We start from the raw sequence: 14,161 nt of genomic DNA, 5'->3' as shown, positions 1-14,161 counted from the left end.
GCCGAGCTCGGGCTTCTCAGGCAACGGCGAGCGCAAACTCGTGCGCCCGTGCCTCGCGGTCATGCAATGCCACCACCGCGCTGATTTCCGGATCCACCTTGCCGGAACCCAGTGACTCGACGAAATGACAGGCTGAATGCGAGGCCGCCGCCCGCTCGTAAGCCGCCACCCATTGCTGCCGGATGCCCAGCCGATCCGGGTGCACCGGCCAGATCCCGGGGCGGGGCCGCATATGGTCGCCGATGCCGATCCGCCAGGGTTTGGCCGTCAGCCGGGCACGAAAGCATTGCTGGTTGCTGCACATGCGCACATAGACCGGGTCCGCCCCGACCGCCGCAAAGAACTGCTGCACCTCGGGTGCGGATGCCTCGAAGGCCTGATGTGTGGCCAGCAGCCGGAAGCCGCCCGGCGTGCGATAGAGGCGCACATTCCAGGCCAGATGCCCGGCCAGGAAATCCATCAGGCGCTGCCGGGCGATGCGTTCATGCCCACCCTTGCGCAACAGGTTCAGGCGATCCACGCCTCCGGCAAGCGGCCCAGTCAGTAGCAGGGCCAACAACAACAAGCCTCCCGCGACGCCCCAGCTCTGCAAATGGATTCCGCCGATCACCGCCAACAGCGCCAACAATCCGAAGACAGCGAAACGCAGTCCGGCCCGCGGGGTGCTCGCGAAATCCACATCGGCAAATAACGCACGCGGAGTGTTGAGGCAGTGCGCGCCATATGAATTTCGGGTAACAACCTCTTCTCCATGGCGGGACAACACCTCTTCGCGAATGGGAACGCCGGAGGCTCCGTTGTAGGCCGCCTTGGGCTCGCGGCGCGTCAGCTTCTCCCCACCCAGAAGACGCTGCAAGGCCTCTGCCGCACGGGCTTCGGCCATTGCACGCGCATCGTCTTCACTGCAGCTTGACCAGCCCCAGCGACGGATGGTGATTTGCTTGCCAGCCGCGCGATGCTGCTGGCGGGCTTCCGCCCAGTAGTCAGGAACGATCATCAGGTAGGAAGCGTAAAGGGTTGAGTGCAAGCGCGCTCTGAAAGATGAGCCAGGATTTTCCCACCCCCCCGTGAGCACGGCCTAGTCATCATTCTGCAGGCATCGCCCGTTTCCACGAACAGCATTCACGGTCATTGCTCCGGCAGCCGCGTGCCCCCTCAAAGCCCGGTCCACTTCCGCTCTACCGCAAACTTGACCAGTGCCGAGGAGCCTTCGAGCTCACACTTGCGCTTGATGTTGAGGCGGTGGGTCTCCACGGTCCGCACCGAGAGGTTCAGGCTGGAGGCGATTTCCTTGCTGGAGCGGCCTTCGGCAATCAGCGCCAGTACCTCCTGCTCGCGCTGTGTGAGGAGTGGTGCGGGGGTGGCGCCGGCGGCCAGGGCGTCGGCCACGCCGGCGGAGTAGTAACGCTTGCCGGCCATCACGGCGTGGATGGCAGCGACGATTTCCTGCGCCGGACTGTCTTTCAGCACATAACCGCGGGCGCCCTGGCGGAAGGCCTCGACAACGTATTGCGGCTGATCGTGCATGGTGAGCATGATCACCTGCACCTGTGGATAGAGCTCATGCAGCTTCTTCACCAGCTCGATGCCGTTAGCACCGGGCATGGCAATGTCCATCAGCACCACATCAGGCTCCTGGCGCTCCAGCGCAGCCAGCGCGGCGACGCCATCGTCGGCCTCGGCAATGATCTCGAAGCCGGGCACGGTGGCCAGGCGCAGGCGCAGCCCGTCGCGCACCAGCGGGTGATCGTCGACGAGCATGAGTTTGACGCGGGATGCTTCCATATTCCGTCCTTCCTTCAATTCCGGAGTGCGCTGGCCGGCAGCACGATTTCGATACTGGTACCGGCCTCGCTGGCGCGCATCACGAAGATGCCGCCGAGGGTTTCGATGCGCTCGCGCATGCTGGTGAGGCCGAGCCCGCTGCGCGGCTGCGCGACCAGCGCTTCGAGATCAAAGCCGCGGCCATTGTCGACGATGGTGAGACGCAAGGCATGCGGCCGGCTCATCAGGGTGAGGGTCACTTCAGACGCACGGGCGTGGCGCTCGATGTTGGTGAGCGCTTCCTGCACCACGCGGAACAGGGCGGTGGCGACCGGACCGGGCAGCGAAGGATTGTCCTCTGCCTTGAGCTGCACAGCGAGCCCGGTACGTTGGCCGAATTCATTGAGCATCTGGGCCAGGGCCGCCTTGAGGCCCAGATCATCGAGTGCGGTGGGGCGCAGATCATGCGAAATGCGGCGCACTTCACGCAGCACGTCGTGCAGGCGGGTCACGCCCTTGCCGGTCAGCTCGATCAGCGCATCGCGGCCTTCACCGCCGAGGCTACCAACGCGCTCCTGTACTGACTCGAAGAGGAACTTGACCGACACCAGCAGCTGGCTCACGCCATCGTGAAGCTCGCGGGCCACCCGCGCCCGCTCGGTTTCCTGTGACAGCACGACCTGATGTGCCAGCGCGCGCATCCGCGCCTCGGCACTGCGCTGGGTGGAAAGATTCAGCGCGAAGCCACAGACAGCCACGATCAGGATCGCCGTGCCGGTAATGACCGTGATGATGACCATGGTGGCGGAGATGGCACGGCTGGCGGCATTATCGATGCGCAGGCGCGCCTCGGCCATGTCGTCGAGATAAATCCCGGTGCCAATCACCCACCCCCAGCGTGGCTCCAGCTGCACATAGCCAAGCTTGCTCTCGGTGCGCGCGGTGGAAGGCCGGTTCCACATGAATTCGACATAGCCACCACCCTGTTTGGCCTGCGCCACGAGGCGCTGGATGGTGGGTACGCCGCTGTTGTCGCGCAACTCCCACAGATCCTGACCCACCAGTTGCGGCTGGCGCGGGTGCATCAGGTTGCGCCCCTGCTGGTCGTAGACGAAGAAGTAGCCGTCCTCACCGTAATCGAGCTGACGCAGGATGGTCAGCGCCTGACTACGAGCTACGCCCTGATCCTCCATGCCATGCAGATGCTCGATCGCGCCCAGCGCCAGATCCACGTAATGCTTGAGCTCGGTCCGCCGGGACGACTCCAGCACCGGCAACACGGCCTGGGTCTCAGCGTCAGCCAACGCACGCGCTTCAATACGCACCACGGAAGCGATCGCAGCGATGGCGAGGAGCAGCGGTGCAACCGCCAGCAGAAGGACCTTCAGACGCAGGTTCATGGCGCAGAATCCTAATCCGGAAGGGCTTTACGCAACAGCCGGACTTTCCGCCATTCGGTTCCGAATGCCGTTTTCCCCTATGTGGCGGCACGGAGCCGGCCTGCGTAGTCATGCGGATTTTTTTGCTTGCGCAGCCAACCATACTCAGCGCAGCCCGGCAAAGCAGCGCCGGGCCCGACGGGCGGAAACGCGCAAGGCTCAGCCTCACGCGCCAGGCCCACACCAACAGCCTTGCATTCATGCCCTGCACGGGCACGATGACATGGAGGAGACACAATGAACCGCATATTGCCCAAGCTGGGGTGGACCGCGCTGGCGCTGATCGGCGCTTTCTGCCTGGCCTACATCGCCTTGTCGCGCGGCGAAACCATCAGCGCCCTGTGGGTGGTGACGGCCGCCGTCGGCATCTACATGGCCGCCTACCGCTTCTACGGCCTCTACATCGCCAACAAGGTCGTCGGCATCGACCCGACCCGCATGACCCCGGCGGTACGCCATAACGACGGCCTCGACTACGTTCCGACCAACAAGAACGTGCTCTTCGGCCACCACTTCGCCGCGATTGCCGGCGCCGGTCCGCTGGTGGGCCCAGTGCTCGCCGCGCAGATGGGCTATCTGCCCGGCCTGCTATGGCTCGTAGCCGGTGTGGTGCTGGCCGGAGCGGTGCAGGATTTCATGGTGCTGTTCGTCTCGACTCGCCGTGACGGCCGCTCCCTGGGCGACCTCGTCAAGAGTGAGTTGGGTGCTGTTCCCGGCATGATCGCGCTATTCGGCGCCTTCCTGATCATGGTGATCATCCTCGCAGTGCTGGCCATGATCGTGGTGAAAGCACTGGCCGACTCCCCCTGGGGCACCTTCACGGTCTTCGCCACCATCCCGATCGCGATGTTCATGGGCGTCTACATGCGCTACATCCGCCCGGGCCAGATCGGCGAGATTTCGGTGGTGGGCTTCATCCTGCTGATCGGCGCGATCCTGCTCGGCGGCCAGGTGGCCGCCAGCGAAACCTGGGCCCCGATGTTTACCTTCACCGGCACCCAGCTGACCTGGATGCTCGTGGGCTACGGCTTCGTTGCCGCCTCGCTGCCGGTGTGGCTGCTGCTCGCCCCGCGTGACTACCTCTCCACCTTCCTGAAGATCGGCACCATTCTTGGTCTGGCCATCGGTATCGTGGTGGTGGCTCCGATGATGCAGATGCCGCACGTCACCAAGTTCATCGACGGCACCGGCCCGGTCTGGTCCGGCAACATGTTCCCCTTCCTGTTCATCACCATTGCCTGCGGTGCGGTTTCCGGCTTCCATGCCCTGATCGCCTCGGGCACCACGCCGAAACTGCTTGAGAATGAAAGCCACGCGGCCTTCATCGGCTACGGCGGCATGCTGATGGAATCCTTCGTCGCGGTGATGGCACTGGTTGCCGCCTCGGTGATCGATCCGGGCGTGTATTTCGCGATGAACAGCCCGGCGGCCGTGATTGGCAAGGAAGCCGTCGACGTAGCGGCAAAGATATCCAGCTGGGGCTTCGTGATCACCCCTGACGTGCTGCTGCAAACCGCAGCCGACGTGGGCGAGAAGAGCATCATCTCGCGTGCCGGCGGCGCCCCGACCCTGGCCGTTGGCATGGCCCACATCATCTCTGGCGCCATTGGCGGCAAGGCGATGATGGCCTTCTGGTATCACTTCGCTATCCTCTTCGAAGCCCTCTTCATCCTCACCGCAGTGGATGCGGGCACCCGTGCCGGCCGCTTCATGCTGCAGGATCTGCTGGGCGCCTTCATCCCGAGCTTCAAGCGCACCGACAAGCTGGGCCCGAACCTGATCGCTACCGGCGCATGCGTGGCGGCCTGGGGCTACTTCCTGTACCAGGGCGTGGTCGATCCTCTGGGTGGCATCAACACCTTGTGGCCGCTCTTCGGTGTGGCCAACCAGATGCTGGCCGCCGTGGCACTGATCCTGTGCACCGTGGTGCTGTTCAAGATGAAGCGCGAGCGCTATGCCTGGGTCACCATCGTGCCCACCGTGTGGCTGCTGATGTGCACTCTCACCGCCGGCTGGCAGAAGATTTTCGATGCCAGCCCGAAGGTGGGCTTCCTCGCCAATGCCGCACGCTTCTCTGCCGCAGCGGAGCGCGGTGAAGTGCTGGCACCGGCCAAGAGCGTGGGGCAGATGCAGCAGATCATCTTCAACAACTACCTGGATGCGGCGCTGTGCGGCCTGTTCATGTTTGTGGTGGTTTCGATCATGATCTTCGGCTTCCGCGCCTGCATGAAGGCACGTGCCGACGCCCGCGTCACCACTCAGGAAACGCCTTATCAGGCGCTGCCCGAGCGGGCTTGAGCGCCACGAAAGTGTCCGGCAGGCAATGCCTGCCGGGCTTTTTCCGGCCTGCCGCTTCACCGAGGCGGCAGGCCAGAAAAAAACCCGTGACCAGAGAGACGACGGATGTTCCAGAACCTAGCCAAGATGGGTGAGTACCTCGGCCACACCGCCCGCATGATGGTGGGCCTGCCCGACTACGACAGCTACGTGCAGCACACCCGGCTGAAACATCCGGAGCGCACGCCGATGACTTATGAGGAGTTCTTCCGCGAGCGCCAGGAGGCTCGCTACGGCGGTGGCGCCGGGAAGTGCTGCTAGAGCGCCAACTGTTTTGTGGACGCGGCACTGACCTCGCTCCCACAGCCCTCCCGAGTGCCGCAAGATTGATCCCTGTCACCCTCTTCACCGATTGGGCTCCAGGCAGGAGGGGCGTTTTCATGCCCTCCGCCAAAACCCGCTTACAGGACTCCCACCATGACTGATCTCATTCCGGTCACCCTGCTCACGGGCTTTCTTGGCGCAGGCAAGACCACCCTGCTCAACCGCCTGCTGGCAGCCAATCCCGGCGTGCGCTTTGCCATCGTGGAAAACGAGTTCGGCACGGTAGGCATCGACGGAGCCCTGATCGCCCCTCAGGCCACGGCCATCGTGGAGCTTTCCAATGGCTGCATCTGCTGCAGCGTGCGTGGTGAGCTGGCCACCTCCCTGGCCGATCTGCTCAGCAAGCGCGACACCGGCGAACTCGCCTTCGATCGCCTGCTCATCGAAACCACCGGCCTCGCCGATCCTGGTCCGGTCGTACAGACCTTTTTCTGGGAAGAGGAACTCCGCCACCGCTTCCAGCTTGATGCCGTGATCACTCTGGTGGACGTCTGCCATGCCACCGGGCAGTTGGACCGCGAGCGCGTCGCCGCCGCCCAGATTGCCTACGCCGACTGGATCATCCTCACCAAGACTGATCTGGCGACACCGGACGCTCTACCCACACGCCTCGCCGCCATCAACGCCCGCGCCCCGCAACTGGATGTGCGCGAGCTGGACCAGCACTGGCCCGCACTCCTCGCCACCGGCGGCTTCGCCCTGAATGAAAAAGGCCTGCCCCCCGCCAACCCGTTCCGCCACAATTCGGCCGCCAGACCGCTGAATGCGCTGGGCGGCAAACCCGCCCGCTCCTGGGATGACGCCATCGAAACCGTGTTGCTCGAAGCACCGGGCTCGGTGGACATGGCCGCCGTCTCAGCCTTCGTCGATCAGCTGGTCGAGCAGCACGCCCACGATCTCTTGCGCTACAAGGGCATCCTGTCGATTGCGGGAGAAAACAAGCGCCTGGTCTTCCAGGGCGTGCATCGCATTGCCGGCTTCGACTACGGCCGTCCCTGGGAGTCCGACGCCGAACGCAAGAGCCGCATCGTGCTGATCGGCCGCGATTTGCCGCAGGACAGCCTGCGTGCGGGCTTTGCCGCCTGCGCCGGAACTTGATCCAGAATAGGGCCCGCCGCGCGCTCAAGGAGGATCATTGAGTCAGCGGCGAGTTTTCAGGCCGCGCCAAAGAAGGCGATGCAGCATGGCCAAAAAATTCCCGACCCATCCGAAACACCCCGAGCGCATCTGCTGGGGCTGCGACAAATACTGCGCCGCGACCGACATGGCCTGCGGTAACGGCTCCGAGCGCACGGCTCACCCGATCGAGTGGTTTGGCGACGACTGGCTGGATTGGCAGCGCGAAGCTCCAGACGCAGCCTCCTGATCAAGCTACCGGACGGGCGGCCTGCAGCGCCAGCCAGCCCTTGATGATGCGATACACCGCCCAAAGGCCTACCAGGCCAAAGATCAGCCAATTGATCAGGATGCCGATCAAGAGCAGGTAGAGCACGAGGCCGATCAGCATCACGATCAGGCAACGCCAGAACGTGTCGGCCTGCCAGCTGAAGTGGCTTTCGAGGAAAGTGCCTTTCACCTCATCCCGCTTCACGTAATTGATGATGATGGCGATGATCGAGGTCCAGCCAAACACGAAAGCCCCCACCATGGTCGCAGCCTGCGACCAGGCGCCGATCACAAGCCCCACCGCATGCAATGCGTAAAGCATGTGGGTCAGCTGGATCAGCTTCGGGTCCGCCGGCGTGAAGGTTTCGCCTTCGATCACATCCAGGGTGTTGTTGTCAGTCATCTGCAATCCTTTCCACTCCCTTGCGGGCGATATCAAACACGCTCGTAATCCGACGCAGGCGCTCGCTGCGACGTAGGTGCGACTTCAGTCGCACACCACGCGTGGAAGACCGACTGAAGGCTCGCCCCTACGAAAGATGTTGATCATACAAAGTGCGGTTTCAGCCGCAGCCCCTCTTTTTCGATCCGGGCCCCGCCGGCTGAAGCCGGCCCTACAGGCCCAGCGCGCTCCACAGCCCATCCACACGCTGCTTCACGGCGGCATCCATTTCGATCGTACGGCCCCACTCGCGCTGGGTCTCGCCCAGCCACTTGTTGGTCGCATCCAGCCCCATCTTGCTGCCCAGCCCCGCCACGGGAGAAGCGAAATCGAGGTAATCAATCGGGGTGTTGTCGACCAGCGTGGTGTCGCGCGTGGCATCCATGCGCGTGGTGATCGCCCAGATCACTTCCTGCCAGCTGCGCACGTCCACATCCTCATCCACCACGATGATGAACTTGGTGTACATGAACTGGCGCAGGAAGCTCCAGATCCCGAACATCACCCGCTTGGCATGGCCGGGGTAAGCCTTCCTGATGCTCACCACCGCCATGCGGTAGGAGCAGCCCTCCGGCGGCAGGTAGAAATCGGTGATTTCCGGGAACTGCTTCTGCAGCAGCGGCACGAAAACCTCATTCAGCGCCACGCCCAGCATCGCCGGCTCATCCGGCGGCTTGCCGGTGTAAGTGCTGTGATAGATCGGCTCGCGGCGCATCGTGATGCGCTCGATGGTGAACACCGGGAATTCGGCCACTTCGTTGTAGTAACCGGTGTGGTCGCCGTACGGGCCTTCCGCCGCCATCTCATCCGGGTAGATGAAGCCTTCCAGCACGATCTCGGCTGTAGCTGGCACCTGCAGATCGTTGCCCACGCACTTCGTCAGCTCGGTCTTGGCGCCGCGCAAGAGTCCGGCGAACTGGTACTCAGACAAGGAGTCCGGCACCGGTGTCACCGCGCCGAGAATCGTCGCCGGATCGCAGCCCAGCACCACGCTCACCGGAAAGGGTTTGCCGGGGTTGGCTTGCTGGAACTCACGCAGATCCAGCGCACCGCCGCGATGCGCCAGCCAGCGCATGATCACGCGGTTCCTGCCCAGCACCTGTTGGCGATAGATGCCGAGGTTCTGCCGCGCCTTGTGCGGGCCGCGCGTCACCACCAGCCCCCAGGTAATCAGCGGCGCTACATCACCCGGCCAGCAATGCTGAATGGGTAATTTCGCGAGATCGACCTCATCACCTTCCCACACGATCTCCTGACAGGGCGCGCGGCTCACTACCTTGGGCGCCATGTTCATCACCTGCTTGAGCACCGGCCATTTTTCCCAGGCATCGCGCAAGCCCTTGGGCGGTTCCGGCTCTTTCAGGAAGGCCAGCAACTTACCCACTTCGCGCAGCGGCTTCTGCCAGTCTTTCGAAGCCTCTTCACCAATCCCCATGCCGAGCGCAACACGCCGCGGTGTGCCGAAAAGATTGGCCAGCACCGGCATGGCCTGCGCCACGCCCTGTGTATGCGGTTTCTCAAATAACAAGGCCGGGCCGCCGGCGCGCAGCACGCGGTCAGCAATCTCGGTCATCTCCAGATGGGTATCCACCGGCACGCGGATGCGCTTGAGTTCGCCGATGGCTTCGAGCTGGGCGATGAAATCGCGCAGATCCTTGTATTGCATCTTCAGTTTCCTTCATGCGGCGTGATGCGCCGGTAAGTGGCCGCTTGCCCCTGTGTGACGCCCGCCTCATCGACAAGGTTCCACACCGTCACGTCCTCGATCCAGAAGCGCCGCCCACTCTTCGCGATGCGCAGCCCGCGGTAGCCGGTCGCAAAACCTTTGCTTGCCACGGCATCGAGCAAAGCCTGGCGCTCGGCGCGATCCGGCGCTTCGGCCGACAGGCGCGAGGGCAGCCCGACGAGCTCTTCGCGCGGATATTCGAAACATTCGCAGGCCGCGCGATTGGCGAAGATGAAGCGCGGATCCACTCCCGCCTCATGCGCCAGTACGCAGAACGGCGCCTCTTCAGCCAGCCAGCGCGCAGCAGCCAGAGTACTCAATGCAGGATCGGCCAGCGGCACGCCCAGCAGACGCTGATGCGAGGCGCAGATCAGGGCCACGAGTTCGCTCTGGGTCATCAGGGATGCAGATGATGATCGGCCAACAGGCCTACCAGCACCACCAGCCCGAGCCAGTTGTTGTGGCGAAAAGCCTTGAAGCAGGCAGCGGGCTCACGATCACGGATCAGGAACAAGTGATGCAGTGCAATCAGCGTGGCAAGGCCGACGCCAACGAAATAGGCGCCCCGACGCCCGTCGGCATAACCGATCCAGGCCATCAAGCCGAGGAAGGCCGCGTAGCAGATCGCAATCGCAGCAATGTCGAAGCGGCCGAAGGTGAGCGCCGAGGTGCGGATACCGATCTTGCGGTCGTCCTCGCGATCGACCATGGCGTACTCCGTATCGTAGGCAATCGCCCAGAACACGTTGGCCGCCAGCAGCCACCAGGCCTGCGCCGGCACCATGCCGGTCTGCGCCGCAAAAGCCATCGGGATGCCGAAACCGAAGGCCACGCCCAGATATGCTTGAGGGATGGCGAAGAAGCGCTTGGTGAAGGGATAGCTCGCGGCCAGCAACACCGCCGGGATAGAGAGCCAGATCACCAGCCGGTTGAGCGGCAGGATCAGGACGAAGGCCAGCAGTGCCAGCGCGGCGGCGAGCCACAGGGCTTCGCGCGCGGACACCAGGCCGATCACCAGCGGGCGCTCCCGGGTGCGGCCGACATGGCCGTCGAAGTCTCTGTCAGCCCAATCGTTGATGACGCAGCCAGCCGAGCGCATCAGCACCGTGCCCATCACGAAGATCCACAGCACCCACAGATTGGGCAGACCGCTGGCCGCAAACCACAGCCCCCACAAGGTGGGCCACAGCAGCAGCAGGATGCCGATGGGCTTATCCAGACGCATCAGTTTTTCGTAGGCATCCAGGCGTTCGAGTAGCGTCATGAGGGCAGTTCCGGGTGAGATGGGCCGATGATAGCCCGCGTCGCCCCCAAAGGGCACTCAAGGCGACTCCTGGCTAGCCGTAAGCCGGTCGACAAGCCCACCACCAGCAGAGAGACACCATGCGCCCCGTTGACCGCCTGTTCCAGAAACTGCCCCAGCTTCCGACCATCCCCGCCATCGTTCAGGAACTGATCTCCTCGCTAGGCCGGGACGATGTCGATCTCGCAGACCTGATCGCCAAGGTCCGGCAGGATCAGTCGCTGTCCGCGCGCGTCCTGCGCCTAGCGAACTCGCCCTACTACGGCGGACGCAAGACGGTGGGCGGAATCGACGACGCGGTGGCCATGATCGGCCTGAACTCGCTGCGCTCCATCGTGATCGCCTCGGGCGTCACCGGCGCCATCGCCCGGGTGGAAGGCATCGATCTGGCGCGCTTCTGGAAGCATTCGCAGCTCACTGCGCAGACTGCCAGGGCGCTCGCCAAGCTGGCCGGCATCAATCCCGAATATGCCTATGCAGCCGGCTTGATGCACCGCATCGGACAGTTGCTGATCAATCTGAGCTTCCCTGAGATCGGGCAGCAGGTGGCCAAAAATTGCCGCAACCTTTCGGTGGGCGAACTGGCGGCGCTTGAGCGCCTGAACCTGTCCTTCAACCATGCGGAAGTCAGCGCCGAGCTGGCAAGGCAGTGGCATTTTCCGCTGGAGATCCAGGATGCGCTGCTGCATTACATCAAGCCGGATGCCGAGGGCGCCACGCCCTACGCGGGCGTCGTCCATCTGGCGGCCTCGCTGGCCTTCGGTATCGAACAGGATTTGCCGGACGAAGTGATCCTCTCGCGCGTCAACCACGCCATCGTGCGCACCCTGGGGCTGGAAGAGGTCGACTGGCTGGTCGAACTGGTGAAAATGCGCGAGGCGGCTGGCGCCGGCTCCGAGCAATACTCCTGAGCAATATCAGGCCTTGAGCAGCTCCGCCCGCCCGCCGTACCAGCGGCGCAGCAAGGCATCTGCCGCTTCGGGATAGCGGGCCTGCAGTTCTTCAGCGGCCTGCTTGGCCACTTCGATCAGATCCACGTCAGCCTCCAGATCGGCGTAACGCAGCAGCGGCACACCGCTCTGGCGCGCTCCGATGAATTCACCCGGGCCGCGCAACTGCAGGTCGCGCCGTGCGATCTCGAAGCCATCGGTGGTTTCGAAGATAGCCTTGAGGCGTTCGCGGCCGTTCTGTGACAGCGGCTGCGCATACACCAGCACGCAGGTGGAGGCCGCCGCACCGCGCCCAACCCGGCCGCGCAGCTGATGCAATTGCGCGAGGCCGAAACGCTCGGCATGCTCGATCACCATCAGGCTGGCGTTGGGCACATCCACGCCGACCTCGATCACCGTGGTCGCCACCAGTACCTGGGTTTCGTTGCGCAGGAAGGCCTCCATCACCTCGGCCTTCTCGGCCGGCTTCAAGCGACCATGCACCAGCCCGACCCTGAGTTCAGCCAGCTCGGCAGCCAGGGTCTCGTAGGTCTCGACCGCGGTCTGCAACTGCAGCGTTTCAGATTCCTCGATCAGCGGGCACACCCAGTAGGCCTGGCGCCCTTCGCGGCAGGCATCACGCACGCGCTCGATCACTTCCTCGCGGCGCGAGTCGGCCACCAGCTTGGTCACGATCGGCGTGCGGCCCGGCGGCAGTTCATCGAGCACACTCACATCCAGATCCGCCATATAGCTCATGGCAAGCGTGCGCGGGATCGGCGTGGCGCTCATCATCAGCATGTGCGGCAGGCGGCCGGCCACTTTCTCGCGCAGCGCGAGGCGCTGACGCACGCCGAAGCGGTGCTGCTCGTCCACCACCGCCAGGCCCAGCTTCTCCAGCCCCACCGTATCCTCGATCAGCGCATGAGTGCCCACGGCCAGAAGCGCTTCACCCCTGGCGATCTTCTCCAGCATCGCGGCACGCTCCTTCTTTTTCTGTGAGCCCGAGAGCCAGGCTACGCCGATGCCGAGCGGCGTGAGCCACTGGTCCAGCTTGCGGTAATGCTGTTCGGCGAGAATCTCGGTCGGCGCCATCAGGGCCGCCTGCAGACCATTCTCGGCCGCCTGCAACATGGCCAGCGCCGCCACAATGGTCTTGCCACTGCCCACGTCGCCCTGCAGCAGACGCTGCATCGGATACGCCTGGGCCAGATCGCGGGCGATTTCGTCCACCGCACGCGCCTGCGCACCCGTCAGCGCAAAGGGCAGCGCGGCAATCAATTGCGCGGGCAGGCGCCCTTGCGCGGGCAGGCTCGCCGCAGCATGCGCGCGGCGCTCGATGTAGGCACGACGCAACTGGATCTGCTGGGTCAGCAATTCGTCGAACTTCACACGCCGCCAGGCCGGATGGCTGCGCTCTTCCAGCGCACTCTGGCTGGCTTCGGGTGGCGGCTGATGCAGGAAGCGCAGGCTGCGCTCCCAGCCAGCCAGGCGCAGGCTCTTGCGCAAGGCTTCAGGCAGAAAATCAACCAGGCTGGAGCGCTCAAAAGCTCGCAGCACCAGCTTGCGTAGCGCGGCTTGGGCCAAGCCGGCGGTGGCCGGGTAGATCGGCGTAAGCGATTGCGGCAAGGCCTCGCCTTCTGTCACCGCCAGAACCCGCGGGTGAATCATCTCCTCGCCCCAGAAACCGCTGCGCACCTCGCCAAAGGCGCGCACGCGGCGCCCGGGCTCCAGCAGCTTCTGCATCGCCGGGTAGAAGTTCAGGAAGCGCAGATAGATCACGCCGCTGTCATCGCGCAATTTGGCGACCAGCTGGCGCCGCGGCTTGAAGGTGATCTCGGCATGCTCGACCTCGGCCTCGATCTGAGCCGGCAGGCCAGGGGCGGCCTCGCGGATGGAGACGACTCGGGTCTCGTCCTCATAACGCATCGGTAGATGCAGCAACATGTCGGCATCATTGTAGATGCCGAGCTTGTGCAGCCGGCCGGTGAGAGCCGAGACCGGCTTGCGTGCGGGCGCGTCCGCCCCCGCCGGCGTCTTGCCCTTGGCGGCATGCGTTTTCCGGGGCTTGGGCGCGTCGGTCAAGATGCTTCAGTCGAGAACCAGCACCGCATCGATCTCGACCAGCGCCCCGCGCGGCAGGGCACTCACACCGACCGTGGCGCGCGCCGGATAAGGCGCTACAAAATGCTGCTGCATCAAGTCATTGACGCGCGCAAAGTTGGCCAGATCAGTCAGATAGATAGTGAGTTTCACCGCATTCGCGAGCGTGCCGCCGGAGGCTTCAATCACCGCCTTGAGATTCGCAAACACTTGCACGGCCTGGGCTTCAAACCCTTCGGCCAGCTGGCCGTTGGCCGGATCGAGGCCGATCTGGCCCGAAAGATAGACCGTATTGCCGGCGCGCACGGCCTGCGAGTAGGGGCCTATGGCGGCAGGCGCTGCGGCAGTGGAAATGACCTGAGCGGACATACTGAACTCCTGGTACGGGGGAAGCGGGAAAGTCTAGCC

Annotated in this window: 14 protein-coding genes; 5 read left to right on the top strand and 9 right to left on the bottom strand. The window is 64.1% G+C overall.

The window, feature by feature from the left end; genetic code table 11:
- Window positions 1-16: 16 nt before the first annotated feature.
- From HJ583_RS14845 to HJ583_RS14835, 3 genes are all read right to left on the bottom strand, one after another.
- Window positions 17-1,027 (bottom strand): hypothetical protein, encoded by a 1,011-nt coding sequence (locus tag HJ583_RS14845; RefSeq protein ID WP_217423430.1) that lies wholly within the window; start codon window positions 1,025-1,027, stop codon window positions 17-19.
- A gap of 128 nt (window positions 1,028-1,155) precedes the next feature.
- Window positions 1,156-1,785, bottom strand: coding sequence for a response regulator (locus HJ583_RS14840; RefSeq protein WP_170022612.1), 630 nt, complete (start codon window positions 1,783-1,785; stop codon window positions 1,156-1,158).
- 14 nt (window positions 1,786-1,799) lie between these two features.
- Window positions 1,800-3,164 carry a cache domain-containing protein gene (locus tag HJ583_RS14835; RefSeq protein WP_170022611.1) on the bottom strand — a complete coding sequence of 455 codons (1,365 nt, stop codon included), beginning with the start codon at window positions 3,162-3,164 and terminating at the stop codon, window positions 1,800-1,802.
- Window positions 3,165-3,440: 276 nt separating this feature from the next.
- On the opposite strand from HJ583_RS14835, the gene HJ583_RS14830 reads away from it, so the two are divergent.
- The 4 genes from HJ583_RS14830 (at window position 3,441) to HJ583_RS14815 (ending at window position 7,230) form a co-directional block, all read left to right on the top strand.
- A complete protein-coding gene (locus HJ583_RS14830; RefSeq protein ID WP_170022610.1) occupies window positions 3,441-5,501 on the top strand; it encodes a carbon starvation CstA family protein in 2,061 nt (686 codons plus the stop codon).
- A 105-nt stretch (window positions 5,502-5,606) separates the two neighbouring features.
- The gene (locus HJ583_RS14825; protein WP_101943344.1) at window positions 5,607-5,801 is read left to right on the top strand and encodes a YbdD/YjiX family protein; all 195 of its coding nucleotides are present in this window, start codon (window positions 5,607-5,609) and stop codon (window positions 5,799-5,801) included.
- Between the two features lie 156 nt (window positions 5,802-5,957).
- The gene (locus tag HJ583_RS14820; protein ID WP_170022609.1) at window positions 5,958-6,962 is read left to right on the top strand and encodes a CobW family GTP-binding protein; all 1,005 of its coding nucleotides are present in this window, start codon (window positions 5,958-5,960) and stop codon (window positions 6,960-6,962) included.
- A gap of 85 nt (window positions 6,963-7,047) precedes the next feature.
- The gene (locus HJ583_RS14815; protein WP_101943342.1) at window positions 7,048-7,230 is read left to right on the top strand and encodes a DUF3079 domain-containing protein; all 183 of its coding nucleotides are present in this window, start codon (window positions 7,048-7,050) and stop codon (window positions 7,228-7,230) included.
- Here the strand turns inward: HJ583_RS14815 and HJ583_RS14810 are convergent, their stop codons facing one another.
- From HJ583_RS14810 to ubiA, 4 genes are all read right to left on the bottom strand, one after another.
- The gene (locus HJ583_RS14810) at window positions 7,231-7,653 is read right to left on the bottom strand and encodes a DUF4870 family protein (protein ID WP_217423429.1); all 423 of its coding nucleotides are present in this window, start codon (window positions 7,651-7,653) and stop codon (window positions 7,231-7,233) included.
- Window positions 7,654-7,864: 211 nt separating this feature from the next.
- The gene (gene ubiD / locus HJ583_RS14805) at window positions 7,865-9,358 is read right to left on the bottom strand and encodes a 4-hydroxy-3-polyprenylbenzoate decarboxylase (RefSeq protein ID WP_170022608.1); all 1,494 of its coding nucleotides are present in this window, start codon (window positions 9,356-9,358) and stop codon (window positions 7,865-7,867) included.
- A 2-nt stretch (window positions 9,359-9,360) separates the two neighbouring features.
- Entirely contained in the window at window positions 9,361-9,816 is a 456-nt protein-coding gene (locus tag HJ583_RS14800; RefSeq protein WP_170022607.1) for an MEKHLA domain-containing protein, read from the bottom strand.
- The gene (ubiA, locus tag HJ583_RS14795; protein WP_170022606.1) at window positions 9,816-10,682 is read right to left on the bottom strand and encodes a 4-hydroxybenzoate octaprenyltransferase; all 867 of its coding nucleotides are present in this window, start codon (window positions 10,680-10,682) and stop codon (window positions 9,816-9,818) included. The genes HJ583_RS14800 and ubiA overlap by 1 nt, the downstream gene beginning before the upstream one ends.
- Before the next feature lie 119 nt (window positions 10,683-10,801).
- On the opposite strand from ubiA, the gene HJ583_RS14790 reads away from it, so the two are divergent.
- A complete protein-coding gene (locus HJ583_RS14790; protein WP_170022605.1) occupies window positions 10,802-11,632 on the top strand; it encodes an HDOD domain-containing protein in 831 nt (276 codons plus the stop codon).
- Window positions 11,633-11,638: 6 nt separating this feature from the next.
- On the opposite strand, the gene recG is transcribed toward HJ583_RS14790, so the two are convergent.
- On the bottom strand, window positions 11,639-13,735 hold the full coding sequence (recG, locus tag HJ583_RS14785) for an ATP-dependent DNA helicase RecG (protein ID WP_170022604.1): 2,097 nt from the start codon (window positions 13,733-13,735) through the stop codon (window positions 11,639-11,641).
- A gap of 6 nt (window positions 13,736-13,741) precedes the next feature.
- The gene (locus HJ583_RS14780) at window positions 13,742-14,122 is read right to left on the bottom strand and encodes a RidA family protein (RefSeq protein ID WP_170022603.1); all 381 of its coding nucleotides are present in this window, start codon (window positions 14,120-14,122) and stop codon (window positions 13,742-13,744) included.
- Between the last annotated feature and the right edge of the window lie 39 nt (window positions 14,123-14,161).

This window comes from Uliginosibacterium aquaticum (assembly GCF_012972705.2).
GTDB lineage: Bacteria > Pseudomonadota > Gammaproteobacteria > Burkholderiales > Rhodocyclaceae > Uliginosibacterium > Uliginosibacterium aquaticum.
The sequence above is the reverse complement of the archived record's forward strand: the minus strand, read 5'-3'. Positions and strand labels throughout refer to the sequence as shown.